At 64.0% G+C, this 26,321-nt stretch carries 28 protein-coding genes; 10 read left to right on the top strand and 18 right to left on the bottom strand.

Features of this window, described 5'->3' with window-relative positions:
- Positions 1–21 precede the first annotated feature (21 nt).
- The 5 genes from ACWA1U_RS04590 to ACWA1U_RS04570 all read right to left on the bottom strand — a co-directional run bounded on the left by ACWA1U_RS04590 (position 22) and on the right by ACWA1U_RS04570 (position 3,438).
- Positions 22–816: a glycerophosphodiester phosphodiesterase gene (locus ACWA1U_RS04590; RefSeq protein ID WP_463724943.1), complete on the bottom strand. Its 795-nt coding sequence runs from the start codon at positions 814–816 to the stop codon at positions 22–24.
- 45 nt (positions 817–861) lie between these two features.
- Positions 862–1,668: an HAD family hydrolase gene (locus tag ACWA1U_RS04585; RefSeq protein WP_463724167.1), complete on the bottom strand. Its 807-nt coding sequence runs from the start codon at positions 1,666–1,668 to the stop codon at positions 862–864.
- 67 nt (positions 1,669–1,735) lie between these two features.
- Positions 1,736–1,963, bottom strand: coding sequence for a zinc-ribbon domain-containing protein (locus tag ACWA1U_RS04580; RefSeq protein ID WP_463724166.1), 228 nt, complete (start codon positions 1,961–1,963; stop codon positions 1,736–1,738).
- Between the two features lie 27 nt (positions 1,964–1,990).
- Positions 1,991–2,518, bottom strand: coding sequence for a YbhB/YbcL family Raf kinase inhibitor-like protein (locus tag ACWA1U_RS04575; protein ID WP_463724165.1), 528 nt, complete (start codon positions 2,516–2,518; stop codon positions 1,991–1,993).
- Positions 2,515–3,438: a carbohydrate kinase family protein gene (locus ACWA1U_RS04570; RefSeq protein WP_463724164.1), complete on the bottom strand. Its 924-nt coding sequence runs from the start codon at positions 3,436–3,438 to the stop codon at positions 2,515–2,517. The genes ACWA1U_RS04575 and ACWA1U_RS04570 overlap by 4 nt, the downstream gene beginning before the upstream one ends.
- A gap of 140 nt (positions 3,439–3,578) precedes the next feature.
- Here ACWA1U_RS04570 and ACWA1U_RS04565 point away from each other — a divergent pair, with 140 nt between their 5' ends.
- Together ACWA1U_RS04565 and ACWA1U_RS04560 are read left to right on the top strand one after the other, a co-directional pair.
- Positions 3,579–3,818 (top strand): hypothetical protein, encoded by a 240-nt coding sequence (locus tag ACWA1U_RS04565; RefSeq protein WP_463724163.1) that lies wholly within the window; start codon positions 3,579–3,581, stop codon positions 3,816–3,818.
- 121 nt (positions 3,819–3,939) lie between these two features.
- Positions 3,940–5,508: an HNH endonuclease signature motif containing protein gene (locus ACWA1U_RS04560; protein ID WP_463724162.1), complete on the top strand. Its 1,569-nt coding sequence runs from the start codon at positions 3,940–3,942 to the stop codon at positions 5,506–5,508.
- 151 nt (positions 5,509–5,659) lie between these two features.
- On the opposite strand, the gene ACWA1U_RS04555 is transcribed toward ACWA1U_RS04560, so the two are convergent.
- Positions 5,660–6,094, bottom strand: a complete 435-nt coding sequence (locus ACWA1U_RS04555; RefSeq protein ID WP_463724161.1) for a PGPGW domain-containing protein — start codon at positions 6,092–6,094, stop codon at positions 5,660–5,662.
- 57 nt (positions 6,095–6,151) lie between these two features.
- Positions 6,152–6,904: an alpha/beta hydrolase family protein gene (locus ACWA1U_RS04550; protein ID WP_463724942.1), complete on the bottom strand. Its 753-nt coding sequence runs from the start codon at positions 6,902–6,904 to the stop codon at positions 6,152–6,154.
- 154 nt (positions 6,905–7,058) lie between these two features.
- Between ACWA1U_RS04550 and ACWA1U_RS04545 the strand changes: the two genes are divergently transcribed.
- Positions 7,059–8,147 carry a GTP pyrophosphokinase gene (locus tag ACWA1U_RS04545; protein WP_463724160.1) on the top strand — a complete coding sequence of 363 codons (1,089 nt, stop codon included), beginning with the start codon at positions 7,059–7,061 and terminating at the stop codon, positions 8,145–8,147.
- A 4-nt stretch (positions 8,148–8,151) separates the two neighbouring features.
- Here ACWA1U_RS04545 and ACWA1U_RS04540 read toward each other — a convergent pair whose 3' ends face one another.
- Positions 8,152–8,751: a LysE/ArgO family amino acid transporter gene (locus tag ACWA1U_RS04540; RefSeq protein WP_463724159.1), complete on the bottom strand. Its 600-nt coding sequence runs from the start codon at positions 8,749–8,751 to the stop codon at positions 8,152–8,154.
- A 68-nt stretch (positions 8,752–8,819) separates the two neighbouring features.
- Here ACWA1U_RS04540 and ACWA1U_RS04535 point away from each other — a divergent pair, with 68 nt between their 5' ends.
- Positions 8,820–9,710 (top strand): LysR family transcriptional regulator ArgP, encoded by an 891-nt coding sequence (locus ACWA1U_RS04535; RefSeq protein WP_463724158.1) that lies wholly within the window; start codon positions 8,820–8,822, stop codon positions 9,708–9,710.
- Positions 9,711–9,743: 33 nt separating this feature from the next.
- Here ACWA1U_RS04535 and ACWA1U_RS04530 read toward each other — a convergent pair whose 3' ends face one another.
- Complete coding sequence (locus ACWA1U_RS04530; protein ID WP_463724157.1) at positions 9,744–10,235, bottom strand: tetratricopeptide repeat protein; 492 nt, start codon at positions 10,233–10,235, stop codon at positions 9,744–9,746.
- Between the two features lie 123 nt (positions 10,236–10,358).
- Between ACWA1U_RS04530 and ACWA1U_RS04525 the strand changes: the two genes are divergently transcribed.
- Complete coding sequence (locus ACWA1U_RS04525; protein WP_463724156.1) at positions 10,359–11,594, top strand: metallophosphoesterase family protein; 1,236 nt, start codon at positions 10,359–10,361, stop codon at positions 11,592–11,594.
- 69 nt (positions 11,595–11,663) lie between these two features.
- Here the strand turns inward: ACWA1U_RS04525 and ACWA1U_RS04520 are convergent, their stop codons facing one another.
- Together ACWA1U_RS04520 and ACWA1U_RS04515 are read right to left on the bottom strand one after the other, a co-directional pair.
- Positions 11,664–12,329, bottom strand: a complete 666-nt coding sequence (locus ACWA1U_RS04520; protein ID WP_463724155.1) for a phosphonatase-like hydrolase — start codon at positions 12,327–12,329, stop codon at positions 11,664–11,666.
- 11 nt (positions 12,330–12,340) lie between these two features.
- Complete coding sequence (locus ACWA1U_RS04515; protein WP_463724154.1) at positions 12,341–13,096, bottom strand: GntR family transcriptional regulator; 756 nt, start codon at positions 13,094–13,096, stop codon at positions 12,341–12,343.
- Between the two features lie 164 nt (positions 13,097–13,260).
- On the opposite strand from ACWA1U_RS04515, the gene ACWA1U_RS04510 reads away from it, so the two are divergent.
- The 4 genes from ACWA1U_RS04510 to phnE are packed head-to-tail and all read left to right on the top strand — an operon-like array spanning position 13,261 to position 16,961.
- Positions 13,261–14,424, top strand: coding sequence for a TIGR03364 family FAD-dependent oxidoreductase (locus ACWA1U_RS04510; RefSeq protein ID WP_463724153.1), 1,164 nt, complete (start codon positions 13,261–13,263; stop codon positions 14,422–14,424).
- Between the two features lie 11 nt (positions 14,425–14,435).
- Complete coding sequence (locus ACWA1U_RS04505; protein ID WP_463724152.1) at positions 14,436–15,344, top strand: phosphate/phosphite/phosphonate ABC transporter substrate-binding protein; 909 nt, start codon at positions 14,436–14,438, stop codon at positions 15,342–15,344.
- A complete protein-coding gene (locus tag ACWA1U_RS04500; protein ID WP_463724151.1) occupies positions 15,337–16,131 on the top strand; it encodes a phosphonate ABC transporter ATP-binding protein in 795 nt (264 codons plus the stop codon). Before ACWA1U_RS04505 ends, ACWA1U_RS04500 begins: the two co-directional genes overlap by 8 nt.
- Positions 16,128–16,961, top strand: a complete 834-nt coding sequence (phnE, locus tag ACWA1U_RS04495; RefSeq protein WP_463724150.1) for a phosphonate ABC transporter, permease protein PhnE — start codon at positions 16,128–16,130, stop codon at positions 16,959–16,961. The genes ACWA1U_RS04500 and phnE overlap by 4 nt, the downstream gene beginning before the upstream one ends.
- 18 nt (positions 16,962–16,979) lie before the next feature.
- Here phnE and ACWA1U_RS04490 read toward each other — a convergent pair whose 3' ends face one another.
- Complete coding sequence (locus ACWA1U_RS04490) at positions 16,980–18,152, bottom strand: cytochrome b/b6 domain-containing protein (protein ID WP_463724149.1); 1,173 nt, start codon at positions 18,150–18,152, stop codon at positions 16,980–16,982.
- A gap of 214 nt (positions 18,153–18,366) precedes the next feature.
- Between ACWA1U_RS04490 and ACWA1U_RS04485 the strand changes: the two genes are divergently transcribed.
- Positions 18,367–18,855 carry a hypothetical protein gene (locus ACWA1U_RS04485; protein ID WP_463724148.1) on the top strand — a complete coding sequence of 163 codons (489 nt, stop codon included), beginning with the start codon at positions 18,367–18,369 and terminating at the stop codon, positions 18,853–18,855.
- On the opposite strand, the gene ACWA1U_RS04480 is transcribed toward ACWA1U_RS04485, so the two are convergent.
- The 6 genes from ACWA1U_RS04480 to ACWA1U_RS04455 all read right to left on the bottom strand — a co-directional run bounded on the left by ACWA1U_RS04480 (position 18,852) and on the right by ACWA1U_RS04455 (position 26,086).
- Positions 18,852–19,838, bottom strand: coding sequence for an electron transfer flavoprotein subunit alpha/FixB family protein (locus ACWA1U_RS04480; RefSeq protein WP_463724147.1), 987 nt, complete (start codon positions 19,836–19,838; stop codon positions 18,852–18,854). The genes ACWA1U_RS04485 and ACWA1U_RS04480 overlap by 4 nt on opposite strands.
- A gap of 10 nt (positions 19,839–19,848) precedes the next feature.
- The gene (locus tag ACWA1U_RS04475; RefSeq protein ID WP_463724146.1) at positions 19,849–20,625 is read right to left on the bottom strand and encodes an electron transfer flavoprotein subunit beta/FixA family protein; all 777 of its coding nucleotides are present in this window, start codon (positions 20,623–20,625) and stop codon (positions 19,849–19,851) included.
- 123 nt (positions 20,626–20,748) lie between these two features.
- A complete protein-coding gene (locus ACWA1U_RS04470) occupies positions 20,749–22,311 on the bottom strand; it encodes a flotillin family protein (RefSeq protein WP_463724145.1) in 1,563 nt (520 codons plus the stop codon).
- Between the two features lie 140 nt (positions 22,312–22,451).
- Positions 22,452–22,916, bottom strand: a complete 465-nt coding sequence (locus ACWA1U_RS04465; RefSeq protein ID WP_463724144.1) for an SRPBCC family protein — start codon at positions 22,914–22,916, stop codon at positions 22,452–22,454.
- A gap of 53 nt (positions 22,917–22,969) precedes the next feature.
- Complete coding sequence (locus ACWA1U_RS04460) at positions 22,970–23,581, bottom strand: cyclodeaminase/cyclohydrolase family protein (RefSeq protein ID WP_463724143.1); 612 nt, start codon at positions 23,579–23,581, stop codon at positions 22,970–22,972.
- A gap of 36 nt (positions 23,582–23,617) precedes the next feature.
- Positions 23,618–26,086 (bottom strand): ATP-dependent DNA ligase, encoded by a 2,469-nt coding sequence (locus ACWA1U_RS04455; RefSeq protein ID WP_463724142.1) that lies wholly within the window; start codon positions 26,084–26,086, stop codon positions 23,618–23,620.
- Positions 26,087–26,321 lie beyond the last annotated feature (235 nt).

Raw genomic sequence — 26,321 nt, 5'->3', positions numbered from 1 at the left:
AGCTCACTAATTGTTAGTACACTAACTAAACGGTTGAGGCCAGTGCCCCCGGTCCATCATGACGCTCGCCAGCGTGTCCGCCCGGTCCGAGACCAACCCGCTTGCGCCGTCGTCGAGCAGCTGCTCCATGGCCTGCCGATCGTTGATAGTCCAGACGTGGACCGGCAGTCCCGCCCGGTTGCATCGCCTGATGAAGCTCCGGCTGGTAACGTGCAGTCCGCGGAAATGACGTGGAACCTGCAGGCAGTCGACGCGAGCCGCAAGGGCAATGAGCCGCGTCAGCCCCAGCGGCGAAAGCACCTTGATCAAGGCGTTGACCACCATCCCAGCGGACGACGCCGTTGGTTGGCTCAGGCGCTTGAGAACCTTGAGCCTTCGCCGGTCCGAAAAAGACGCAACGAGTACCCTGCCGTGTGCGCGATGCTTCTCAATGACGTCCGCGAACGGTTGGACCGAAGCATCATCCTTGACGTCGATGTTCAGCCGGACCTGTGGCCAGCGCTCCAGCACTTCCACAAGCGTGGGAATGCGTTCCTGGCCGCGCACCCGTACAGCGCTGAGCTCAGCGTGCGAGTAGTCCGCCAGCCGCCCGGAGCCGTCAGTCACGCGCTCGAGGTTCTCGTCGTGGAAAACCATGACGACGCCGTCGCGGGTGGTCCGGATGTCGATCTCCAGGTAGGCGAACCCGAGGTTGAGTGCTGCCTCCATGGCGGACAGCGTGTTCTCCAGTCCGCCCGGCGCGAAGCCGCGGTGTGAGAGCGCAATGGGACGCTGGACGCCGTCGGGCCCGCGGTTATCCAGGTACGGTTTCAGCATCACCTGGCCTGCAATCTGCTGGACACCGCCACTGAACCGGTGGTCCTAGACCGAGCGGAGCGCCGCCAGCCGCTCCTCAAGAACCTGGGCTACGCCGTCGTCGTCGAACGCTGGGGCGCGGAGGTTCGCTGCGGCGAGTGCGTCGGGGTGACCCGAGGACATCGCGTAACCGTGCCCGGCCCAGCCCAGCATCTGGATGTCGTTGGGCATGTCGCCGAAAGCGATGACGTCCTGCTGACCGATGCCGAGGCCAGCCGCAAACTTGGCCAGCGTGACCGACTTGTTGATGCCGGGCAGGCTCATCTCCAGCATCGCGACCCGGGGTGCGGAGTGGGTGGTCGACACGAGATGTTCGACGGCGGGGGCCACACCGTGGAGGAATTCGTCCGGAGTGATGTCGTGTTCGCGGGCGAGGAATTTGATCACGCCGTCACCGTTCAGGGAATGCCTCAGCAGGCGCGGTTCGATGCCGCCGAGCAGTTCAACCGAGCCAGTGTCAGCGAAGCCGGGCTCGATGTGGAACTCATCGATCGTCTCGGCTGCGAACGTTGCTGCGGGGTAGAGCCCGCGGATTATTTCCTGTGCTTCGAGGACGCTTGGGCCGTCGAGCAGATGTGAAGAGAGGACTTTCTCCTCGCCGAGATCGTAGGTGAGTGCGCCGTTGGAGCAGATCACCGTGCCCGTGAACCCGAGCTCCCGCAGCGGGTCGAGCCACCTCGGCGGCCGGCCCGTGACGAACACAATTTCGACTCCCGCAGCCGCGCATGCTTCGAAGGCCTCGACTGTGCGTTCCGAAATCCGGCCGTTGTGTCCCACAATTGTGCCGTCCATATCGCTGGCGACCAGGCGCATGCGTAACTCCTTGCGTTGTAGGACTTAAGCCTACCCAAGCGCACGCGCCCGGCCGTTCCAGTGCTGCCTACGCCAGTGCATCCTTCTGGCCTTTGGACAGCGCGGAGGTGACGCCGCAATAGGCACAGGTCTGCGAGAACTTCCGGCTGGTTCTGAACAACGGGATGAAAAAGAGCGTGAAGCGGGTGGACCGTTCATCGATTCGCTGGGATGCATGCTGACCGCAGTTGGGGCACACAGCCTGGCTGCGGAACAGCTCCTTCACGGCAGTTCTGAATCCGAACAAAAGCAGCATGACAGGCCTCCCGGCAGTTCAACGAACTTATTGTTCGTAGGTGCCGATGATACGCGCGCGCCCAAGGGTGTGGGAGAAAAGATTGAAGCCGAGGAAGGCGTTCGAGCCCTCAGCGGGGATCTCCAACTGCTCCACATCCACGGCGTGGACCACCACATGGTAGTGATGGGTGCCGTGCCCAGGAGGCGGTGCGGCGCCCACAAATCCGGGGAACCCGCCATCATTCTTCAGCTGGACCGCGCCTTCGGGGAGGGCGGCTCCGCCCTCAGTTCCCGCGCCCGACTGCAGCGACGTGACGCTGGCCGGAATGTTGAAAACTGCCCAATGCCAGAAGCCGCTCGCGGTGGGGGCATCGGGATCATAGACGGTAACAGCGAAGCTCTTGGTGCCCTCGGGGAACCCGGACCAGCTCAGTTGCGGCGAGACGTCCTGGCCGCCTGCGCCCATCCTGCCGGATGCGTGCTGGATGTCCAACGGCTGGTTGTGCTGGATGTCCTCGCTGGTGACGTTGAAGGAAGGAACCTCGGGAAGATCTGCGTACGGGTCGCGGGTCATGCGTACTCTCCTTGTGCTCTCAGTTCGTCTCGCGTTGGTGGGTTCGCGCCGGCGCGTGACACCGTCACTGCTGCTGCAGCGGCGGCGAATCCCAGCACCCCCTGTACCTGCTCAACGGACAACGAATGCAGGTCATTCCTTCGCTGCGCGCCGTCCAGCCCCAGGTCCAACAGCGCACTGAGCAGCGCGGCCATGAACGAATCCCCCGCGCCGACCGTGTCCACCACCGACGTGGGCGGTGCCGGGAGTTCACACTCTCCGCGCTCGACGACGGCCCACGGACCTTTCGAACCCCGGGTAACGACGACGACGGCGGGACCCAGCGCACGCCAGCGGCGCGCGGAGATGAGCGGGTCAACATCCGGGTACAGCCACTCGAGGTCTTCGTCCGATGCCTTGACCACATCTGCGAGTGCCACGAACCGTTCCGCTTGCTCCCGCGCGTAATCGGCGTCGTTGATGATGGTTGGCCGGCAGTTTGGGTCATAACTGATGGTCGCCAAGGTCTGCGCCGTTTTCACGGCAGCGAGGACATCCTCTGCACCGGGCGTCAGCATGGAGGCAATGGAGCCGGCATGCACCAGGGTGGTGCCGTCGAAGAGGGCGCCTGCCAGCTCCGGCAGGACCCAGTCCAACTTGAAGGTGTAGCGGACCCCACCCACTGGGTCCAGCCGCGCCGAAGCCACGCTGGTGGGGCGTTCGTCAGGCGGCAGTGGGGTCAATACCGAATTGTCCGCGAGGTGGTCGAGGATCCGGCGGCCGCCGTCGTCGTTCCCGTACCTGCCGAGGAACTGGGTGGCGTGCCCCAGCCGGGCCAGCCCGATGGCAACGTTCAGCGGACTTCCGCCCACGTGGGCGCGGGGTGGCGCAGTGTCGCTGATGACTTCGTCAATAAGGGCTTCGCCAATAACCGTGAGCACCGATTCAACCTAGCATCGCCGTCTGACAGGTTGTCGAAAGAAGTTTCCTTGCTAAAGCAATAGTAAGCGTGCTTATCTTGTGGAAAGTGGGGTGACTCATCCGTCATTCGCATCCACCCGCTACACCACAGGAGGAAAACGTGAACGAGCAGCAGCACCCAAAATCTGACGAACACCAAACACCAGCGGACACCACCAACCCGTCTCCTGCGAACATCAAGACTCCTCAGACAGATCAGCAAGCGGACAGTGACTTCAGGGAGGCGGTGGACCAACGCATCACCGACGACCCGCAGAACGCAGGCAAAGATGACTCCTTGAGCGACCAGCCCGCGCTGGAAGAGGACGAAGACAGCGTCGTCAAACCCAAAAACAGCTAGTCACCCCGCCCCGTTGCGCTCTTCATCGCCGGCCGTCTGACGGGTTGGTCAGAATGGCCGCATCTTGGCCCTTTTTCATCGGCGCCGGAAATCTGTCAGAGGCGGGTCATGGACTGTATTCATGATTCGAACTGAGGCTCCGGAGGCGGTCACCTCAGTTGGCGGTGCCCGCTCGAATAAGGCGTGTAACTGCGGTGAGGCGGCCTGGTGCAGGGGATTGTTCTGTCCGGGCCGGCGGTTCTATCGGAACGGGCTCGCGTTGAACTCGGACGTGGACAAGGAAGAACGAGCCCGCGTCGAAGAAGCACCGCCGGAGACGTTGCTGCGGATGCTTTCGAACCAGAACCCGTGGCTCCAGGGCCTGCCGGACGCACTGGATCTCCTGCGGGCCGCTGACCGGCTGGAGTCATGGGTAGCTGCGCAGAAGGCTGCTCTAAGCGCGCAGGTCTTTCATCAGGTGGACGGCTATGAAGCTTCACGAACAGGTGAAGCGCACCCGCAGTTCAGCTTCACCGTCGCGGCCCAGGAAATCGCTCCCTTGCTACGCGTTCCCGGGCGCACTGCCCACCGGATTCTGGGTGAATCGCTGCGGCTGAGCGAAGATCTCCCGGAGACGTGGGAAGCGTTGGAAGCCGGCCACATCAGCCCAACGCAGGCGCAGGTCATTGTGCAGGAGTCAGGCTCTGTCCCGGCAGAGGCGAGGAACGTATTCCAGCGGCAAGTCCTAGACTCCGCGCACACGCTCACCCGGCCTCAACTCGCCCGGCATTGCCGCGAGCTGCGGGAACAGCTGCACCCCGAATCCATCATTGAGCGGAAAGAACGGGCTGCAGAAGACCGTGAGGTCACCGTGCAACCCGACCAGGACGGCATGGCCTGGCTCAACGCGTACCTGCCGGCAGAGCAAGCCCATGGAATCTACAACCGGGTCAGTGCCGCAGCCCGTTCGTTGCAGGGACCCGAGGAACAGCGCACGCTCGCTCAGTTGCGCGCGGATGTCTTCGCGGACGTGCTGACACATACCTGCACCGGAGATCCCAAGAAAGGCACCGGATTTCGAGGGGTCGGCGCCACTGTCTTTGTCACCGTTCCGGTCATGACACTCCTCGGCCACCGGCGGGCGGATTGGCAAAGTCTTTCTACGTCGGGGCAGTCGCAGTCCCGACTGAGCCCAGACAACGAGTTGAGCGTGAACTCAGGTGCCGGTGCCGGTGCAGCAGACGCTCCCAATGTGGACGGTTGCCAGAACGGATCATTGGACGGATACGGCCCCATTGATCCCGAGACAGCCCGGCACCTTGCCGCTCATGCACCAAGCTTCACCCGCATCCTGGTTCATCCGGAGACCGGTGCAGTTCTGAGCGTTGGTAGGGACACGTACCGCCCACCCAAGCACCTTCAGGACTGGGTACGCATCAAGAACCCTACGTGTATCCATCCCGGTTGCAATCGGTCGTCGTGGTCGTGCGAGGTAGACCATTCGACGCCCTGGTCCCATGGCGGCGCCACGAAACTCAGCAACCTCAAACCGAGATGCAAGCAGCACCACATGCTCAAGAGCGAAGGAACTTGGGGAATCGACTACGACGCCGGTGGTGAGGGAGATCGAGAAAGCTCCGGTGTTTCACACACCAGCAACATGAGTGGAAGAACTTACCCTTCCAGACCCGAACTGCCACCGCCCTTTTAGGGCGGCGGAGTTATGGAGGAGCTATTGCGGAACACTGAACCACAGCGCCGCCTTTTCAGAGCGACCGGGATCTTGTCTGGCGCGGCGGGGCTTGTTTAGGGCGGGGACACGTTATTTCTCGAGTTAGTCTCGCGCGCCCGGAAACTGCCTTCTACCGAAAACGGCGAATGCTGTAGACCAGCAGTGTCAGCGCGATGATCGCCGACAGCACCAGGCTCAACCCTGTCCCCCAGCCGCCGGGAAGCCACCACTGCTCATCAAGCGGCCACCATCCGGGCATGGGTGGCTGCGTCATCCAGATGATGCCCACGGCCATGAAGCCAAAGGCTCCCAGCGCGCTTACCGCAATGCGTGGCCAGGTTTTTACGCCAATCCGGGCGGCCTGGTAAGCGCGCTCCTTGACGGGATGCAACCGGCGCTCCGCCCACGCGTATTGCTGCGACAGCACCGCGAGACCGCCCACAAGCATCAACAAGCCGGGACCAGGAAGAACCAGTGCCGCGATTCCGAGCACGACAAGGGTCCAGCCAAGGATCTCAAGGCCGGTGCGGCGGGCAACCCGTTGCAGACGGGATCGCGGACTCATCTCAGCAGGATCCCACAACTCGCTGAATACGCCACGCCGGCGTCGGTATATGAGCCACTATGCAACTTGCTCAACAGCTTCGACAACGCGCTCCCATGCGTCCGTCCCCGGAGTGATCATCGCGAAATGATCCCCTGGAATAAGGACCAGCTCAGCGTCGGCTCCGGCAGCCGTCGCAGCCTCGACGTACGACTCGGACTGGCTCAACGGCACCGTCGAATCATCCTCGCCGTGTAGCGCCAGGACCGGCACGGCCAGCGGAATTGCCGTCATCGGGTCGGCGAGCCGGTACTTCTCACCATCGGGCTCACCGAGCAGGCCCTCCGCCGCGCCGCCCCCGAGGCGTTCCTCAACGGCCCGCTCAATGTTCAGTACCCCGGACTGACTGACGACGCCGGTCAAGGGCACAGCAGGATCGCCGGCCCCAGGGGCGCCTGCCGGTAGGGACGCCCGCCCTGCCGCCCACACCGCGAGGTGGCCGCCCGCGGAGTGGCCGAGCGCCGTCGTCGTACTCGTGGCAAAGCCGTGTTCTCCGGCTGCTTCAGCGAGCAGGTCGATTCCAGCAGCAATGTCCTCGAAGGTCGCCGGCCAACCGCCGCCGTTACCGACGCGGCGGTACTCAAGGTTCCAGCAGGCATAACCGCGGCCAGCCAGATCCTCGGCGAGGGGAACCCCAAGGTCCAGCGTGTACTGGCTGCGCCAAAAGCCCCCGTGAATGATGACGACGACGCCCCGCGCCTCCCCGGCAGGAAGGTACAGGTCCGCGAACTGGCTGGGGTCGCTTCCATAGGTGTAGCGCTGGGGTGTCATGGGTTCCTTACTCGTCGGGAGTGCCTGCCCCGGGGGTTCGGGGGCGCATCCGGACAGGGCTGCGGACAGGAGGACGCCGCCAAGGACAGCGCGGCGCGGTAGCTGGGTCACCCTTCGAAGCGTAGCCGCTGTCAGTGGCGGGTGTTTAGATGGGTTGGTGAGTGCATGGGATGAGTTGGATGAGGGGCTAAGGCCGGCCGTCGAGGAGAGCGTCAGGGAGTTCGAGCGCGTGCGGCCTGCGCTGGAGGCTGTCACCCGGGAGGTTCGCGACAGCATCCAGGAGATTTTCACGGGCACGGACCTGCGCCCGCTGTTCGTCACTGCGCGCACCAAAACAGTCGAATCCTTCCGGGACAAAGCCTCGCGCATGCTCGCGGATGGTGACGGACCGCCGTCGTTGGTATTCCCCGATCCACTGCGCAACCTCACGGATCTGGTTGGCGTCCGGGTCATCACCACGCTGCCACACGAGGTGGACATTGCTGCCAACCTGATCAAACGTCAGCGCCACGAGTTTGACTGCCGTGGCGACCGGGAGAAGGACATCGGTTCCATCGAATCGGGCACCTATGGCTACTCCAGCCGCCACCTGATCCTGCGCACCATCCAGAACGACGCCGTCCGCGCCTACCAGCAGCTGCTCGGGTCAGATTCAGGCAGTTACTTGTTCGAGGCGCAGATCCGCACGGTACTGGCGCACGCCTGGTCGGAAATCGAACACGACATCCGCTTCAAGTCCTTCAACCCAAAGGCGTGGAGCCCCTATTTTGACCGCCAGTTCACGGCCACGGCGGCCATGCTCGAAAGCGTCGAGTCCACGTTCGCCGACCTCCATTCGCGGTATGAAAAGGTCACGGGATTCTGGGACCCCAGCGGGGAAGGCAGCGTGGAGCTCACCCCGGACCGCATCCGCGAGGTGTGGCAGACCCTGCTCCCGCACGTGGACCGGAAGTCCGACGACGACTGGCGTTGGGCCGCCGAACTCCTCGCCGCTCACAGGATTACGACGACGACGGCCCTCGCCTCGCTGCTGCAGGCCGACACCATCACGTCCGTCCGCCGTGCCCTGGACCACCGGTATTCGCCAGGGCCTGATCGACTGCTCGATGACGTGTTGCTGTGGAACTTCGGGGAGCAGCACATTGAGCTGACCGCCGGTCCCCCCACAGAGGCTGGCTCATCCCGGCGGGATAGCCTGCAGCGGCGCTTCCGGCAGATCCGGCACTTCCGCGCCCGGGGTTGAGGGCTTAGACCACCAGCGAAATTGCCAGACCCAGCATGACGACGGCGATCCCTCCGTCGAGTACCCGCCACGCGATGCGCCGGTTGAACACTGGGGCGAGGTAGCGCGCGCCAATACCCAAAGCTGTGAACCAGACAGCGCTGCCGATGCAGGCACCCAGCGCGAACCACCAGCGCCCGTCGCCCTGGGCGTTAGCCAGCGAGCCGAGCAGGAGCACCGTATCCAGGTACACATGCGGGTTGAGCCACGTGAGAGCGAGGCACGTGAGTAGCGCACCGCGCCAGGACCGTTTTCGTTCACCCTGGCTCACGTCGAGTTGCTCGCCACGGACTGCGCGAATCCCCGCAAGGACCGCATAGCCAGTGAGGAACGCTGCTCCCGCCCAGCGAATGAGCTCCAGCAGAATGGGAGCCTGCTCAATCACCAAGCCGAGTCCTCCAACGCCGAGGGTGATGAGAACGATGTCGGACACGGCACATACGACGACGACCAACGCCACATGCGAGCGCGTCAGCCCCTGTCTCAGCACGAAGGCGTTCTGGGATCCGATAGCGATGATCAGGGAGAGGCCGGCAGTCAGTCCGGTTACAGCAGAGGTGAGCACCTTTCAACGGTAGACGTTTCAGTTGGATCAATACAGCTAAAGTTTCTATCGCATGATTAGCATTGCTAATGCGTAACATCGATCCCTCGCAGGCAATAGCGCTTGCGGCCATTGTGGACACCGGCAGCTTCGAGGCGGCTGCGGCTCGCCTGTCCATCACGCAGTCCGCGGTGAGCCAGCGCATCCGGGCCCTGGAAACCGCCGTCGGGCGTCCTGTTCTTCGCCGCAGCCGGCCACTCCAGGCGACCGAGGCCGGCGAGGCAATAGTCCGCTACGCGCTCCAGCTGACCATGCTCTCGGCTGACCTGGCTGCCGAGATCGACGGCGGAGGGCAGGTTGGGCGCCAGCATCTGGTGGTCGTGATCAACGGGGACTCGCTGCACACGTGGGCGCTGAAGGCGTTGGCCGCGGTTTCGGAGTCACTGGAGCTGGAGATCCTGCGCGAGGATCAGGAGCACTCGCTCGCGTTGCTTCGCAGCGGTGCAGCCGCCGGGGCGATCACATCCGAGGCGAAGCCAGTCCAGGGTTGTACGTCGCGGCCGCTCGGCATCATGCGGTATATCCCGGTGTGCAGTGAAGGCTTCGAGCGGGAGTGGTTCAGCGATGGTGCAACCGTTGAGAACCTTGGTCGGGCGCCCGTAGTCGTCTTCGACCGAAAGGACGACCTCCAGGATCGCTACATCCGGAGCAGAACCAGGCGTAGGCTGACCCCGCCACGGCACTACGTCCCGGCGGCGCAGGAATTCGCGGAGGCGATCCGCCTGGGGATGGGGTGGGGCCTCATGCCCGAACTGGAGCTGGCAAATGATCCTGCGGCTGGGCAGCTGACAGCGCTCGTACCCCGCGGTTGCGTGGATGTTCCGCTGTACTGGCAGCAGTGGCGCCGTGGGTCGAACGCGCTTGAGACCGTCGCGGAGGCGATCCGAGCCGGAGCCGACGCGGCGCTGCGGAGGCCGTGAGTGAGTCTCAGGTCATTCTGCGCGCGGACCGGACTACGAACTGGTCGTCGGAAGTGCCGCCGCGTATTCGGTGAGCGAGCGTTTGTAGCCGTCAAGCGTGGGGATGAGCGCGAGCAACGCTGTCCTCAGGGAGTCGCCGTACCGGCCTTCGTCGTGCAGGGCGAGGGCCAGGAATGCCTGGCGCGCCCCCTCGTCAGAACCTGCGTGGGGCATTGACTCGAGAATCGAGACCGCTTCGGCGGAGTTGCCCACATTGCGCAGGGTGCTGGCGAGCTGAATGGAGAGGCGCAGGGCGCTGATGCCCTCGAGTCCCGCCTCCATCGCCTGCCGGTAGAGGGGAATTGCAGCATCTTCGAGCCCTAGTGCATCGTGTACACCAGCCAGTTCGAAGAGTGCCTCCGCGTCGCCGTCGGGCCGTTCGGAGATCAGGGCCTGCATCTTCGCTATGGAACCGTGCGGGTCGGCGTCGTCGAACTCGTGCTCGTAGAAGCGGTCGATCTTCTGGTGCCACGCTGCGTCGGTCATCCCGCCAGCTTGCCACAGCTGCAAAGCGAAAGTTCAGCTTCCCGCTACTTGCCCGTCGTCGTTTGTTGTCCCCGGCTCAGGATCATGTGCGGGGACGTATGAACCGACCGAGAGGACGCAGCCATGACCGACGAGACCACACCCGAGCAGGGGCAACGAACGCCAAATCTGAGCCGCCGCGGCGCACTGGCGGTAGGCGGCGCGACGGCGCTGGCCGGCGTCATGGGGGTCACCCCCGCCGTCGCGAACAACGGCAACGGCAGCAACAAGAACGGCAAGGGCAGAAACGACATGCCCTTGGCCTTCAACAGCGACGGCCGCTTCAAGGTGATCCAGTTCAATGACACCCAAGACACCCACCGCACCGACAAGCGGACCATCGAGCTCATGAACAAAACGCTCGACGCCGAGCAGCCCGACTTCGCGCTGATCAACGGCGACGTCATCACCGGCGGGATGACCACAGAACTCCAGGTCATGCAGGCGCTCAACCACGTGGTCCTGCCGATGGAACAGCGGGAAATTCCCTGGGCGCTCACGTGGGGCAACCACGACGAGGACTCCCTCCCGGCCACGGGCATGGACGAGGCACGCATGCTCAAGTTCGTCCAGAGCTACCGCCACAACCTCAACCGCCAGGACTCCGATGACCTCACCGGCACCGGTAACGACAATCTCCTCATCCGGTCTTCGCGCGGACGCAATGCAGCATTCAACCTGTGGCTGGTGGACGGCGGCCGGTACGCACCCGATGAGATCGCAGGGCAGGACTTCGCTGGCTACCCGGACTGGGACTGGATCCGCGCCGACCAGGTCACCTGGTACCGCGAACGCTCAATCGCCCTCGAGAAGCGCTACGGCGGCAAAGTTCCGTCTCTGATGTTCTTCCACATCGCACTGTGGGAGCACCGCTTCATGTGGTTCGCTTCCGTGGATTCCCGCACCGAAGCCGATCACCGGCGCGCACTGACCAAGCACAAGATCGTCGGCGAGCGCAACGAGGACGAGTGCCCCGGACCGTTCAACTCCGGCATGTACTCAGCGCTCCAGGAGCGCGGCGACGTCAAGGGCGTCTTCGTGGGCCACGATCACATCAACACCTACGTGGGTGACTACTACGGCATCCTGCTCGGCTATGCACCGGGCACCGGCTTCGCGCCGTACGGCCTGGGCGGCACCAACAAGAACCAGCTCCGTGGCGCGCGCGTCTTCGAGCTGGAGGAGAACCATCCCGGTGTCTTGAAGGACACCCGGGTTGTCTTCGCGAAGGACTACGGGATCGACGTCGGGCCTGCCGGGCGCCCACTTGAAGAACCGCTCCCCCTCGCAAAGGCACAGCTGGACTACCTCAAGGGCTAAGCGAACGACGACGGCGCACGGCCCCTCCCACGGGAGGCAAGCCGCGCGCCGTCGTACTTTGCCTGAACCCTAGTTGAGCAGCGCTGGAACGTCTGCGGCGCTGTCAACGATGTGGTGGTGCGGGTGCTGCTCTAGGTCGGCGCGGCCAAGCTTGCCGGTCAGCACACCGATTGCAGTGACGCCGGCGTTGGTTGCGGCCTGCAGATCATTGACCGTGTCACCGGCGGCGAGAACCTCACCGACGGACTGCACGCCCGTCAGTTCCATGGCCCGGTGAATCATGTAAGGGGCGGGCCGGCCGAGGGCGACGTCGTCTGCGCAGACTACCGCGTCGATGAAGTCGGCGTTGGACCAGCCAAGGCCCTCCAGCAGCGGCTGCGCAACATCCTGGGAGAAGCCGGTGGTCAGCGCCACCTTGATCCCTCGGGCCTTGAGTTCGCGAAAGGCGTCCTCAACACCGGGGAGGGCCGACGGCGGATTTGCCTCATAGAGTCCGGCGAGGATGACGCGGAAACGGTCGAAAGCTGCGTCGACCAACTCGTCCGTGGGTGTCCCCCCACCGAGGGTGATCAGTGCGGTGATTGCTTCCCGCTTATCGGCGCCCATCCAATGCTGGACGTTTTCCTCGGTGGTGGTGACACCGGTGCTCTCCACCGCCTGGGCGAGCGCGACGTAGACGTCTCCGTGCTCATCGATGGTTGTTCCGGCCATGTCAAAGGTGGCGAGCTTGATCAACGGGTGTTCCTTCATGCTGTATGGACCCGGACCAGGTTGGCCCGGTGTTGGACGTTGTTCTCGATGGTGAAGTTGGTGAGGCCGGGCAGGTAGCGGTCGTCCGAATACTCGAGCCCGATGCCGGCAGCCGAGCTGGTCAGCCGGCGCTCCCGAAGGAGCGGGGAACCGACGGGGTGCTGCAGGAGATCGGCCTCCTGTTCATTGGCGGCAACGGCGTCGATCGTGTGCCGTCCGGTGAACAGATCCACGCCCTGGGACTTGAGGAAAGCGAAAATCGATCCGGAGTCGGTATCGAAAGCGAACAGCAGATTGCCCACGGTCAGTTCGAAGGTGGTGCGCTCGATCATTGCAGGAACCCCGTCTAGCAACCGGAGCCGCAGGATGTGCACGGCGGGTTCACCTTCGGCAATACCCAACTGGGTGGCTGCCTCACCGGACACCGCCCGCCGGGCAATTTCAAGCGTCCGCTGACCTGGCTCCTTGCCGATCGACTGCGCCCACTCGGTGAAGGACATGAATGTGGAGAACGGCTGTGACTGCACCTGGCCGCGAACCATGGGCGGCTTGCCTCGGCCACCGGTGACGATGCCCTCCGTGCGCAGCGCCGCAAGTGCCTGCCGCACCGGTCCACGCGAAGTTCCGAATTCGCGGCACAGCTCAGCCTCGCTTGGCAGCTGCGATCCAGGCGGCCATATCCCCTGCGAGATCCGCTCGCGAAACTCGCTGCCCAACCGCTGATGAATTGGCAGGTTCAGAACGTTATCCACGACTTGATTTTACAACTGGCATTTATCAGTAATCGCCGGAACGGAGCCTCGCAAAGTGAACTCTACGTGAACCAGGTCGGGCAAAAGAGAAGTTTGTATGAACTTGTATGCACAAGTGTCAAATTTGCTTGCAGCACTACATCGGCAGCATGCACTATCAACTCGTGAACCCCGCAAAAACCCCCGCTATCCACGACGCCGACGTGGACATTGTCATCATCGGCGCCGGCATCGTTGGCCTCGCCCACGCTGCCCTTGCCCTCGACCGCGGCCTCAAAGTCACCGTCATCGAACGCGACGAGCGCGCTGTTGGCGCGTCGATCCGCAACTTCGGCCACTGCTGCATCACCGCCCAGAGCGGCGAACTCTACGAACTCGCACAGGCTGCCCGCACGCATTGGCTCGACTTCGCGGCCCGTGCGGGCTTTTGGGCGTCGGAGGCCGGCGCCGTCGTCGTCGCACGCACCGACGTCGAACTTGCGATACTGCGTGAACTTGCCGATGTCCGCGAGGCCGGACAAATCACCGTGCTCTCCGCCGCGGAGGTTACGGCCCACCTCGCGTCCGACGGCGGCACACCGGACCCTGCGATCCTCGGCGGAGCGTTCCTCCGCGATGACCTCCGGGTGGACCCGCGCACCACGGTCGCCAAGCTTGCGGCCTGGCTTGAGGTCCGGGGAGTCAATTTCCTGTGGAGGACTAGTGCCCTCGGGTTCGACGACGGCGCCGTCCAGACGAGCCGCGGCACGGTGCACGGGAGGCAGACCATCGTCTGCGTGGGACACGACGTCGACTACCTGTTCCCGGACGAAGCGGCTGAACACATCATCGAGCGCTGCACTCTTCAGATGACCCGCGCCGAAGAACCTGACGGTCTCGATCTCGGCCCAGCCGTCCTCACCGCAACGTCGATGCTCCGCTACGACGCTTTCACTGAAATGCCATCGGCCGAGGAATTGCGCGCCACCACCAGCCGGGCGCTGCAGAACATTGGCGCAAACGTCATGTTCACGCAGCGTCCTGACGGTTCGCTGATCCTTGGGGACTCCCACGTTTATCAGCACACCGCAGCACCGTTCCTGACCGAAGGCACCACCGACCTACTCAACCAGGAAATCAGCGGCCTCCTCGGCGTTGACCTCCAAGTCATTGAGCGCTGGCAGGGTATTTACGCCTCCAGCCCCAATGGCCCGCTCTTTGTCCGCGAGGTACAGCCGGGGGTCACCGCCGTCACTGTCACTTCCGGCGTCGGCATGACCGTCTCCTTTGGTCTCGCCGAACGCACACTCAATTCACTTCTCGCCAACGCATCCGTTCAATCGTTCTAGAGGAAACCCCCATGAAAAAGCACCTGCTCGCCGTTCCCGCTGCCCTGACCGTCGCCTTGACCCTGAGTGCCTGCGGAGGCTCAACCGAAGCCGCCGACGATGCCAATCCCCTCTGCCCCAACGGAGCCGTGGAATTCGGCATCGAACCCTACGAGGATCCCGCGAAGCTCGAACCCGCATACCAGGTCCTCGCCGAGGCCCTGTCCAAGGAACTCGATTGCCCCGTCAACGTCCAGGTGGTTGAGGACTACGCCGCCGAGGTCCTGGCCATGGAGAATGGCAAGCTCGACATCGGGCAGTTCGGCCCGATCGGCTACGTCTTCGCAAGCCAGCGCGCCGGGGCTGAGCCCCTGGTTTCCTTCGGAACGTCCGACGGCGAACTCAGCTCCTACACGGGCGGCATCTGGGTGCCGGCTGACTCCGACATCGAGTCCATCGAGGATCTCCGCGGCAGGTCGCTCGCCCTCGGCAGCGTCGGCTCAAGCTCCGGCGACGTACTCCCCCGCTTCGCCCTGCGCGAGGCCGGCATCGAAGACGCCGACCTCAAGATGGACTACACCGGCGGCCACCCCGAAGCCCTGCTCGCACTGACCAACGGTGCAGTTGAGGCGGCACAGATCAACTCGCAGACGCTCGCGACCGCTGAGGGCGAAGGCACCTTCGACCCCAGCCAGTTCAAGCAGATCTGGAAGTCCGAGCCCATCCCGAATGACCCAATCACGGTCCGCGGCGACATGGACCCTGCCTTCAAGGAAGCAGTCCGGGACGCGTTGCTCAACCTCTCCCCCGAGGATGTGGCAGAGGTTGGCGCGTTCCTCGACGTGACACCTCCCGGACCGCTGGTCGAGGTCACCAAGGACACTTACCAGCCACTCTTCGACCTGGCTGAAACCATGGAACTCACCGAAGAAGATGTCTAGCCTCCTCATGGACGCGCCAGCCACGCAGTCGACCGCCCTGAGCGTCCGCGGTCTCACCAAGCGCTACGGGGGCAGAACCGTCCTCTCCGGCGTCGACTTCGATGTGCGCCACGGCGAACTGGTTGCCTTCCTTGGCGCAAACGGCTCCGGGAAGTCCACCACGCTCAAGTGCGTGATGGGGCTGGCAGTGCCCGACGACGGCGGCATCACCCTGGGCGGGACAGTGCTGGACACCCTGCGCGGCGGACAGCTTCAGGCCGCCCGCCGCCAGGCGGCAATGGTCTTCCAGAAAATCCACCTGGTGCCACGTAGAACAGCACTCGATAACGTGTGCGCAGGCGCTCTCAGCCGCATCCCGACGTCACGCTCGTTGATTCCTGCACTGTTCCCACGGGACATTCGCGAGGAAGCTATGGCCTGTCTCGACCGGGTGGGGCTTGCAGACCGCGCGCTGGACAAGGTCAGCCGACTCTCCGGCGGGCAGCAGCAACGGGTCGCCGTGGCCCGCGCGCTGTGTCAGCGTGCAACCCTGGTGCTCGCGGACGAACCCGTATCCGCCCTGGATCCGCACGCAGCCGAGCAGGTCATGGCTCTGCTTCACGACCTGGCGCACACCGAAAACCTTGCCGTAGCTGCCGTGCTGCACCAGCCGGATCTCGCGCGCCGTCACGCTGACCGCGCAATAGGCCTCCTCGGCGGGCGGATGATCTTCGATACGCCCACCGCGGAGCTCACCGAAGCCCAGCTCGACGAGCTGTACAAGCCAGACCGGACGGACCTGACATGAGCACCACGCTCGAAACCGAGCCCCAGCATCGCCGCATGCCCGTTCCGCGCGACCCCCGCCGCGGGTGGCGTGCGGGATCGCTGGTGGCTGCCGTCGTCGTCGTCGGTGTCCTCCACGTGTTCGCGTTCGAGGGCACCGAGTTCCGGCCGACCCGCCTGATCGAGGGATGGCGAGGGATGGCGCGCTTCCTTTCGGAGGCGTTTCCGCCGGACCTGAGCTGGGACGTGCTGGGCCCAAGCCTCGAGGCGACAGTGGTGACGCTGTGGATCGGGCTCCTTGGAACCACACTGTCCATCCCGTTTGCGATCCTGCTCGCGGTTCTCGGTGCGCGCACCACGTCGCCGCATCCGGCGGTTTACCAGGCGGCGCGTGCGGTGCTTTCCTTCTTCCGTGCCGTGCCGGACATCGTGTTCGCGCTGATCTTCGTGACCGCCGTCGGGCTCGGTCCTTTTGCCGGTGTGCTGGCGCTGATCTGCCACAACACCGGCGTGATGGGGAAGCTGTGGGCGGAGTCCATGGAGGAGATTGACCAGGGTCCGCAGGAAGCGCTGCGGACAGCCGGTGCCAACCGCACGCAGCAGGTTGCCCACGCGACGCTGCCGATGGTGGTGCCGCAATTCGTCGGCCTGCTGCTCTACCGGTTCGACGTGAACGTGCGCTCTTCCCTGGTGCTGGGCTTGGTTGGCGCCGGTGGAATCGGGCTGTTGATCAACCAGTCCATCAAGTCGTTCCAGTTCGATGAGATGCTCACGCACATCATCGTGGTGCTGATCCTGATTGTGCTGGTGGACCAGGTGTCAGCGCTCGTGCGGCGGAAGCTCGCTGCCTGAGGGCATAGGTTGGCTCGCCTAGCGCGAGCTGACCCGCCCGAACAGACCTGCAATCGGCGCCAGGATCACCGGCCGGGCAGCGAACCATGCTCCGATCACCAGAAGCAGGGACACAAAGAAGATCCAGAACCCTGTCCAATTCACTACGTCCTGCCCGCCGTACATGTGGTTCAGGTTGCGCAGCGCACCGGTCGCGAACACCAGAGCCACGTGCCCAATGATGAAGACCACGAAGTACAGCATCACGGGGAAGTGAACGGCCCGCGCCCATTCCACGGGGTAGACCCGGTTGAGCGTCCTGGCCTCCTTCGGCCAGATCCCGGACATCCGCACTCCGGTGATCGCCGCGAGCGGAGCCGCGATGAACACCGTGGCGAAGTAGGCAAGCTGCTGCAGGCTGTTGTAGTTCACCCAGCCGTTCTCAGTGGGCCAATCCAGCGACACATACTGAATGAGCGCCGAGACGGCGTTGGGGAAAACCTCCAACGTGGTGGGCACGAGCCTCGCCCAGTGGCCGGTGACAAACAGCAGAATCACGAAGATCAGCCCGTTCAGCAGCCAAAGGATGTCGAGCGACTGGTGGAACCACAGGTTGATGCTGATCTTCCCCGAGCCGCCCTTCGCCCACTTCGGAGTCCAATAACCAGGCGGACGCGTTTCCCTTCGAACCTGCCACCCCGAGCGGATGATCAGCACGATCAGGAAGAAGTTGAAGAAGTGCTGCCACTGCACCCACGCCGGGAATCCAGCTTCCGTGCCCTCCGGCAGGTGGGTTTCCCCCGGATAGGTTGCGAGGAAATCCTGCATGAATCCGAGCGTTACGAGCCAGCGGGTGAAAAACACAAAAACCAGTGCTGTAACGAGCAATGCGAGTGTCCCCGCCAGGAGCTTGGTCTTGCGGCTGAGCGGCTTCTTCGGCTTGCGGGAGGCAGGAACGGGAGCGGCGCGTTCGGGAGCGGCGGGAGTACGTGCCGGTTCGGGAGATATGGGAGTGGAAGGAGCCGGAGCTTCAGGAGCGGCTGGCGCAGGAGGGACTGGTTCAGCAGCTGCATCGGCAGGAGCCGCCTTGGTTGGCGCCTCCGCGGCAGGGGCTTTCGCGCCCTCGGGCGCTGCACTCTCCGTTGTTCCGTTGCCGGGCGTTTCCGGCTTTGCTGCCGGTGCTACCGGTGCTGCCGCAGTCTTTACCGGCACGACGACGGCGGTCGCTGGCGGCCAAGGCTCGCCCCCGGCAGTTCGCGGAAGCCCGCGACGAAGCTGTTGTTCAGCCCCTGCCGCGCTATCCGGTGCGGCATTTGTCGGTGCGACAACCGCCGCTGCAGGAGCTGTTTGCGCCGGGGATGCATCAGGAATCGACGAGGTCGGGGTCGACTGGGCGTTTCCAGTGGTTCCGGGCGCCGTTGGCTCCTTGACAGGAGCGACCGGTTCTTCGGCAGAAGGAGAGGAACCGGCAACAGCTGGAGCTGAAGGGGTTCCTGCGGCAGAAGAAGTTACAGTTCCAGCTGGTGGCCAGGGCTCGCCCCCGGCAACCCGCGGAAGCCCACGGCGAATCGGCGGCGATGCTGCTTTAGCCCCTGGTGCCGGTGCAGCAACGGCGCCTGATGTTGGTGCAGCCACAGCTGCTGCTGCTGCCGAGGCAGGCACGGAGCCGGGCGGCGTCGTCGTTGTACTCTCAGAGTCCTCCGCTGGTGACTCGGCTACCGGCTCGCCAGGCGAAGCCGATGGGGCAGGTGTAGTCGAGGAAGGAGCCGGAGCGAGTGGCGCCGGTGAACCAGATGAGGCCGGCGCCGCCTCGCCGTCGAACGCTGTTACTGCTTCCGCCGATGGCCACTGCTCACCGCCACTGGTGCGCGGAAGGCCGCGGCGTATCGTGCGACCGTACGTCGCCATCTGCTAGCCCTTCCGTGCTGCGAGGGTCTGGATCAGCTGCGGCACCACGGTGAAGAGGTCGCCGACCACACCGAAGTCGGCGATCTCGAAAATCGCAGCATCAGGATCCTTGTTGATCGCGACGATGGTCTTTGCCGTCTGCATGCCGGCACGGTGCTGGATGGCGCCGGAAATTCCGAGCCCGACGTACAACTGCGGCGAAACCGAGACCCCGGTCTGGCCGATCTGGTAGCTGTTCGGCACGTATCCGGCGTCGACGGCGGCACGGGAGGCCCCTACCGCAGCGCCCAGCGCATCCGCCAGCTCCTCGACCAATGCAAACTGCTCCGCCGAGGAAAGCCCCCGACCACCCGCCACAACCTTGGTTGCACCCCGCAGTTCCGGGCGGGTGGAGGCAGCAGTGGCCTCCTCGAAGGATTCGATGGCCGCCGCAGCCGTCCCCGAGGAGGCCACTTCAAGCGAATCTACTGTGGGCGTCTTCTCCTCGGCGCGGGCTTCGATAGCGCCCTCGCGTACGGTAATCACCGGCGCGCCGAAGGTCGGTGCGCAGTCAACGTTGTACGCACCGCCGTAAACAGAATGATGGGCCACGACGCCCTGCTCGTCACGGGTTACCCCGACGACGTCGGTTGCCACGGCCGAGCGCGTCCGCGCGGCGAACCGACCGGCGGAGTCCCGCCCGTCAAGCGAGTTGGAGATGAGCACCGCGTCGGGGCGAACCAGTTCGGCGGCCGCAGCGAGCGCATCGACCGTTGGAACCGCGAGCCACGAACCAGCACCCTCAGGCGAGGCGGTCAGCACGTTGGCGGCTCCAAGGACGCCGGCTTCCTGCGCGGCTGCTGCTGCGTTGTCCTTGGAGGTTATAACCAGCGCAACCGGCGTTCCAACTCCCGAAGCTGCGCCCAGCAGACCGGCAGCGCTTTTGGCGAGCCCGCCCGATGGCGTTGTCTCGATGAGGACAAGGATCGAATCTTCAGCAAATGAGGTCATGGTCCGCTCCTTATGCCAGTCGGTTCGAGATCAGGAACTCTGCCAGCTTCTCGCCGGCGTCGCCCTCGTCGACGATCTTGGTTCCTGCAGCGCGCGGGGGCCGTTCGTTGACGGCGGTCATGATGGCGCGGGGTACGTCGAGTGCTTCAGGATCGATGTCCAGGTCAGCTGCTGTAAGCGTCTCGACCGGCTTCTTCTTTGCGGCCATGATGCCCTTGAAGTTCGGAAAGCGGCCAGCAGGGAAGCGTTCGGTGATCGAGATGACTGCGGGCAGCGGAGCGGCGATCTTCATGACACCCATGTCGCTCTCCCGGGTCCCGGTGATGCGCTCAGCTGAGATCTCCACGGAGGTCAGGGCGCTGGCGTGCGGAACGCCGAGCAGCTCGGCGATCATGGCCGGCAGGACGCCGCCTGAACCGTCGGTCGAAAGGTTGCCAGTGATCACGAGGTCGAATCCAGTGCGGCGGATCGCTGCGGCCAACACCTCGGCTGTGAGGGTGAGGTCCGCACCGGCAAGGGACTCGTCCGCGACGTGCACCAGCTTCGCTGCACCCATGGCCAAGCCCTTGCGCAGGGTTGCAGTGGCGGATTCCGGTGACATGGAGACGATGACGATTTCCACGTCCTCGATGTCGCCCGTCAGCGACAGCGCGGCCTCGAGGGCGCGTTCGCCGATCTCGTCGAGCACGGCCTCCGTGGCACCGCGGTCGGCCAGTCCGGTCTCAAGGTCCAGAGTGCGTTCCCCGTAGGTGTCGGGAACCTCTTTCATGAGAACGATGATCCTCATTGATCCTCCTTATGTATGACAGCGCCTGGCCGTGTGTGCACCGCAGGCCCGTCGAGTTTTCCCGCATTGAGAATACAGTGAAATGCACCCCCGGCCGTGGCCGGGGGTGCATCAAGGTAACGCTTAGGAGTTGGTTTCCCCGTCCGCAGCGTGCGCGCGGGTCACCTTCGCCGTAGGCTCTGCTGCCGCGGAAGACGACGGCGGAGGTGTCGAGCGGGAGTAAGCAGATGCTTTCTCTCCATCGCCTCCCCAGTTCCTCAGCATCTCCACAGCGTCAAGGCCCGTGGTGTCCTTCAGCAGCTGGAAGGTCTGCTGCAGCCCACCGGTGACGTTCTTGCTCAGCTGGCTGGCGCCGTCACTTGAGATCACCGTCATGTTGTCGATTGCGGACATCGGAGCCGCGATTTCACGGGCCACCAGAGGGAGCATTTCCATGACCTTGTTGAGTACAGCCGCGTCATTGAACTGCTCGTAGGCGCGGGCCTGAGCCTCGATGCCCTCTGCTTCGGCAACGGCCTTCTGCCGTACGACGTCGGCCTCAGCCTGACCACGGACCTTGATGATCTCCGCCTCGGCGGCACCGTTGGCGCGGGTCACCGCCGCTGCGGCGTTGCCTCGGGCAGTGGTTGCCGCAGCTTCGGCTTCCGCCGATACCTTGTCGCCCTCTGCCGTCAGCCTCCGCTTGGTGAGGAGCACTTCCGCCTCCACCTGGTCCGCTTCAGACTGGCGCTTGCGCTGTTCCAGCTTCGCGGCGGCTTCCTGCTCCACGCGGTATTTGTCTGCATCCGCGGGCTTGCGGATCTCGATGTCCAGCTCCCGCTCCCTCAGCTCTGACTGACGGGACGCGACCTGCTGTTCCTTGAGGAGGATCGCCTCCTTCTGGTCAGCGGCGGCAAGCGGCCCGGCGGCGTCGGCCTGGGCCTGCCGTGCGTCGGCAACTTCCTTCAGCTCGGCACGGCGGATCGCGAGGCGCTGCTCTGCGAGGGCAACCTGCTCATCGGCAATGGCCGAGGCCTGTGCAGCTTCCTGCGCAGCGTTGGCTTCAGCGATTTTCGCGAGCTTCTCGGCGAGCGCGGCTTCGGGCCTACCGAGGTTCTTTAGGTAGCTGGAATCATCATTCACGGACTGGATCTGGAAGGTGTCGATGACCAGGCCCTGGTTGTGCATGGAGTGCTCGGCCTCCTCCTTGACGCTCTTGGCGAAGGAAGCACGGTCTTTAATGATCGAGTCCACGGTCAACGTTCCGACGATGGAACGCAGCGAGCCCGAGAGGGTTTCCTGGGTGTAGTGGTCAATCTGGTCCTGCTGGTTCAGGAAGCGCTGGGCTGCACGACGAACGGCTTCTTCATCCCCGCCCACCTTGATCTGGGCTACACCCGTCAGGTGAAGCTTGATGCCGTTCATGGAGATGCCCTCGATCTGGAGGGTCACCTGCCGGGAAGCCAGGGAGATGGAGTACGCGCGCTGGCTGAACGGGTTGATGAACGTGCGGCCGAAGACCACGCGCTGACTCTCCTGGTCGCCCTTGCCGGTGATGATCAGGGCTTCAGACGGGCTTGCGATGCGCAGCGCCATCCGGGCAATGATCGCGACGAGCAAGCCGATGACAATGATGGCGCCGACGACCACCCCGATGGTGATCAACAAAGCAATGTCCAAGATTTCCCCCTCGATAAGACTTTTCATGACTGGCAGCGATGCCGCCACAATTGACGCTACACGAAGGGCGGGCACCCGCCCCCGGAATCCACAGGTCATCGCCCTTTCCTGCAACGCACGACGCCGGTCCCCCAGGAAGGGGACCGGCGTCGTCGTGCGCTAAGTGCCTATGCCTCTGAGACCGCAGCGGCAACTTTGTCCAGCGTGGACTGCAGGGCGTGCTCGGAGACCACGGGGAACTGGACCTTCTTCAACACGGCCTTGTCTGTGACGGCGCTCCAGTTGTAGGTGACGGTCACGTCAGTGGAATCAGGACCCTGTGGCTGCAGCTCCCAGAGCCACTCCCAGCCGGCGGGTTCCTCGCCCTCGTCGGCGGTTTTCCAGGAGACAAGCTTGTTCTCGTCGTAACCAGTCACATGGTTGTCGGTCTTGTAGTCACCGCCCAATTTGTCCCAGTGCATGTTCATGGTGAACACCTGTCCCACGCCGGTGATGCGGTTGGACTTCGCGTCGGACTGCACCATTCCGGAGCCGTCAATCTGCGCGTGCCGCTCCGGGTTGGACAGCACGTTGAAAATCGCCTTGGCCGATGAGTCGATGGTGCGGGTAGCGGAAATGCTCTGCTCTGCCATGATTCCTCCTGGTGTTGAGACGTGTTGCTACATTAACCATCAGCAAGCTTACTTTATTCTGGGTGCAGAATCCGACGCCTTACGCTCGCGGAAAGTTCCTCCGCATGATGCACCACCCGAGCGGCCTTGCGGGTGTGCTCGGCGAGGGATTCCTGGATCACGTCCTCACCAATCGAAGCCAGGTTGGCCTCCACCACGATCCCAGCCGTCGCAGCAGCCGCACGCGCGGTCTCGGCAGCAACAGCGACGTCGCTGAGGAAATCCGGCTTGCACCGGTCCGCGAGGGCAACACACAAGCGGACGACGGCGGCAGCCAGGTCCAGCTGCGACCTCGCCGGCAGCGTCGCCTCGACCAATGCTTCGTGGATTGCTGCGCTTCGCCGGGCGCGCTCCTCGTCCGAATTCGTCGGCAGCTTGTAGCAGTCCACTACCCGGCGGAACTTCTCCTCGTCGGACTCCGCAGTGTCCACTGCCGCACGCCTAAGGTCGGTTGCCTCCGCAAGGACGGCGTCGACGTCGTCGTCCCGCTCGGAAAAGCGGGCCACCTTTGCGACAAGGGCCGCAGCCTGGGCTACATGGATGGCACCCACTGCGCCGGCACCCGGCGTCGGCTCGCCCGAGCCAAGCCGCACGAGATAGTGGTCTATCGATTCTGAACCAGCCATCCTCAACCCTCCTTCTCCCAGAATCGATTCTCGATCCTAGATTTCGACGACGACGTCCGACGGCTTCTTGTCCGGCCGCCACCCCCGCCACACCGGATGGCGCAGCTTTCCAGCGGACGTACGCTCGCTGAACTGCACCTCACCCACCAGCGCCGGGCGAACCCAACGCGCATCAGAAGCGTCAAGGGCCGGAACGTCGTCGAGCGGTGCGGTCTTGCGGCCCATTTTCTTCAGGCGTGAGCCGATCTCCGCGAGCTCGCGCTCTGTCAGCCCGGAACCCACCCGGCCAATGTACTTCAGCTCCACACCGTCCGGGATGGCGACCAGCAGGGAACCGACCTTGTGGGCCCGGTTGCCCTTACCGGGCCGCCAGCCGACCACCACCACCTCCTGCGTCAGTGAATGCTTGATCTTCACCCACGATTCCGACCGCCGGCCGGGCGCGTACGCGCTCTTGGTCCGCTTGGCCATGATCCCCTCGAGGCCAAGTTCCTTGCTCGCCTCGACTGCTTCGTCGAGCGTCGCGTCGAGAGCGGGAGGCACCTGCACGTGTCCGTCGTGGGGAGGGTCGACGGCGTCCTCGAGCACCTCCCGTCGCTGGGCGTACCCGAGGTCCAGCAGGGAGGAACCGTCCAGGTGCAGCAGGTCGAAGAGCAGGAAATGGACCGGAATCCGCTTCCGCGCGGCCTCGATGTCCGACTTCTTGGTGAGGTTCATCCGGCCTTGAAGCAGGCCAAAGTCTGGGCGGCCAGCCTTGTTGATGGCGACGATTTCACCATCGAGGAGTGCCTGCTCACCGTTGACGTACTGCCCGAGGTCGGCGAGTTCCGGGTAGGCATTGGTGAGATCATTGCCGTTGCGGCTCGTCAGCCGGACACCGTCCGGCGTGACCGTGGCCAACGCCCGGATGCCGTCCCACTTCATCTCGAATGCCCAGTTCTCCTCTGACCGGATGAGGCCGGGGGAACCGGAGGAGGCGAGCATCGGCTTCAGGGTAGGCAGGTCCTCCTTCACGCGCTCCTTGAAGGCAGGGGGCGAAGGCTGGCCGGGTTGTTCCTTCATCAGGTGGATCAGCCAGTTCTTCTCGGCCGCCTCGGTAGGCCCGCCGGTGTGGATGAGCGCAAACCGCCGAACGGCGTTTCCGCCCTTGGCGAGGCCGCCGTCATCGCGCCCTGTCAACGTGCAGATGACTTCCTTGCCTGGCCGCCATTTCTCCGCCTCGTAAGTGCCCGAATCCCAGATGAACACCTCACCACCGCCATATTCCCCCTTCGGAATGACTCCTTCAAAGGATCCGTAGTCCAAGGGATGGTCCTCTGTCTGCACGGCCAGATGATTCTGGTCAGCGGTGGTCGGCGGTCCCTTCGGAATGGCCCAGGAAACCAGCACGCCATCGCGTTCGAGACGGAAGTCGTAGTGCAGGCGGCGGGCATGGTGTTCCTGGATCACAAAGCTGTTGCCTCCGGATTCACCAACCGCATCCGGAACGGGTTCCGGCGTCTTTGAAGCGTCCCGCATGGAACGGTAGGTGTGCAGCCGGTCAGGCGCGGGAGCGGCAGCACTGTCGTCGTCGTCGTTGTTGTTGTTGTTGGAGTTTTTGGACCCGGTGGAAATTCTGGGCTCCATGTCGGCGAGCAGGTCACCGAGGTCCCGGACCCGCTCCATCACCTGCCCGTAATCCAGGTGGGCCAGGTTGGGATCATCGAGTTCCTCCCAGGTGCGCGGGGCAGCAACCATGGGATGCGCCTTGCCGCGCAGGGAGTAGGGCGTGATGGTGGTCTTGTTGCGGTTGTTCTGGCTCCAGTCGAGGAGCACCTTCCCTCCGCGCAACGACTTCTTCATGTCGCTGACCACGAGCTCCGGATGGTCAGCCTCAAGCACGCGGGCGAGTTCCTTCGCCACGGTGGACACCTCATCGGATGACTGCTTTCCGTCAAGCGGCGCATACAGGTGGATGCCCTTCGAACCGCTGGTCACCGGGCGTGGATCGAGGCCCATGTCGTTGAGGATCTCGCGTGCCAGCCGCGCCACCTCAGCGCATTCCAGCAGCGAAGCACCCGGCCCGGGGTCGAGGTCCAGCACCAACCGGTCAGGGTTTGTGACCTCACCGTCGGCTCCGAATTTCCATTGCGGAACGTGTATCTCCAGCGCGGAAATCTGGCCAAGCCAGGTCAGCGTCGCCAGGTCATTCAGCAACGGATACACGTTGGTGTGGTCGCTGTGCTCGATCCCGAAGCTCTGAATCCACGACGGCGCCGATTTGTCGAGGTTCTTCTGGAAGAACACTTCTCCCGGCTTTTCCTCGGTCCCGACGCCGTTGACCCACCTTTTGCGGGTGACGGGCCGGTTCCGCGCATGGGGAATCAGGCAATCGGCGACGGCGGCGTAGTAAGCCAGCACATCGGCCTTGGTGGTGCCGGTCTCCGGGTACATCACCCGGTCAAGGCTGGTCAGCTTCAGGCGCCGCCCATCGACGGTGACCGTCTGCTGCGCGCTGGTAGCCATGGACACAGTCTTGTAGGGATGCGGGCTTTGCGCCAGCGGCGCTCCCAAGGTCGCGGAAGCGTCATCCAAGCGTCCCGAATCTGGGCTGTCAATACCTAACGTTCGTTTTGGGATTGTTTTGATGAAGATCGGATCAAACACTCGGAAAGGTGGATCAGGCGACAGAAGTTTCCTTACGGTTACCCTGATCCGGTTCACCGCTGGCCAGCCCACCCGCGATCGGTCCACCTTTGCC

The sequence above is a fragment of the Arthrobacter sp. TRD_SC_6 genome (assembly GCF_055361185.1).
This window is presented reverse-complemented; position numbering and strand designations above follow the sequence as displayed.

What these genes read in the sequence shown, in the direction of transcription:
- ACWA1U_RS04590 (WP_463724943.1), bottom strand. Translation starts at nt 816, where the DNA reads ATGCTGAAACCGTACCTGGATAACCGCGGGCCCGACGGCGTCCAGCGT.
- ACWA1U_RS04585 (WP_463724167.1), bottom strand. Translation starts at nt 1,668, where the DNA reads ATGCGCCTGGTCGCCAGCGATATGGACGGCACAATTGTGGGACACAAC.
- ACWA1U_RS04580 (WP_463724166.1), bottom strand. Translation starts at nt 1,963, where the DNA reads ATGCTGCTTTTGTTCGGATTCAGAACTGCCGTGAAGGAGCTGTTCCGC.
- ACWA1U_RS04575 (WP_463724165.1), bottom strand. Translation starts at nt 2,518, where the DNA reads ATGACCCGCGACCCGTACGCAGATCTTCCCGAGGTTCCTTCCTTCAAC.
- ACWA1U_RS04560 (WP_463724162.1), top strand. Translation starts at nt 3,940, where the DNA reads ATGATTCGAACTGAGGCTCCGGAGGCGGTCACCTCAGTTGGCGGTGCC.
- ACWA1U_RS04555 (WP_463724161.1), bottom strand. Translation starts at nt 6,094, where the DNA reads ATGAGTCCGCGATCCCGTCTGCAACGGGTTGCCCGCCGCACCGGCCTT.
- ACWA1U_RS04550 (WP_463724942.1), bottom strand. Translation starts at nt 6,904, where the DNA reads ATGACACCCCAGCGCTACACCTATGGAAGCGACCCCAGCCAGTTCGCG.
- ACWA1U_RS04535 (WP_463724158.1), top strand. Translation starts at nt 8,820, where the DNA reads ATGCGTAACATCGATCCCTCGCAGGCAATAGCGCTTGCGGCCATTGTG.
- ACWA1U_RS04530 (WP_463724157.1), bottom strand. Translation starts at nt 10,235, where the DNA reads ATGACCGACGCAGCGTGGCACCAGAAGATCGACCGCTTCTACGAGCAC.
- ACWA1U_RS04525 (WP_463724156.1), top strand. Translation starts at nt 10,359, where the DNA reads ATGACCGACGAGACCACACCCGAGCAGGGGCAACGAACGCCAAATCTG.
- ACWA1U_RS04505 (WP_463724152.1), top strand. Translation starts at nt 14,436, where the DNA reads ATGAAAAAGCACCTGCTCGCCGTTCCCGCTGCCCTGACCGTCGCCTTG.
- ACWA1U_RS04500 (WP_463724151.1), top strand. Translation starts at nt 15,337, where the DNA reads ATGTCTAGCCTCCTCATGGACGCGCCAGCCACGCAGTCGACCGCCCTG.
- phnE (WP_463724150.1), top strand. Translation starts at nt 16,128, where the DNA reads ATGAGCACCACGCTCGAAACCGAGCCCCAGCATCGCCGCATGCCCGTT.
- ACWA1U_RS04480 (WP_463724147.1), bottom strand. Translation starts at nt 19,838, where the DNA reads ATGACCTCATTTGCTGAAGATTCGATCCTTGTCCTCATCGAGACAACG.
- ACWA1U_RS04475 (WP_463724146.1), bottom strand. Translation starts at nt 20,625, where the DNA reads ATGAGGATCATCGTTCTCATGAAAGAGGTTCCCGACACCTACGGGGAA.
- ACWA1U_RS04470 (WP_463724145.1), bottom strand. Translation starts at nt 22,311, where the DNA reads ATGAAAAGTCTTATCGAGGGGGAAATCTTGGACATTGCTTTGTTGATC.
- ACWA1U_RS04465 (WP_463724144.1), bottom strand. Translation starts at nt 22,916, where the DNA reads ATGGCAGAGCAGAGCATTTCCGCTACCCGCACCATCGACTCATCGGCC.
- ACWA1U_RS04460 (WP_463724143.1), bottom strand. Translation starts at nt 23,581, where the DNA reads ATGGCTGGTTCAGAATCGATAGACCACTATCTCGTGCGGCTTGGCTCG.
- ACWA1U_RS04455 (WP_463724142.1), bottom strand. Translation starts at nt 26,086, where the DNA reads ATGGCTACCAGCGCGCAGCAGACGGTCACCGTCGATGGGCGGCGCCTG.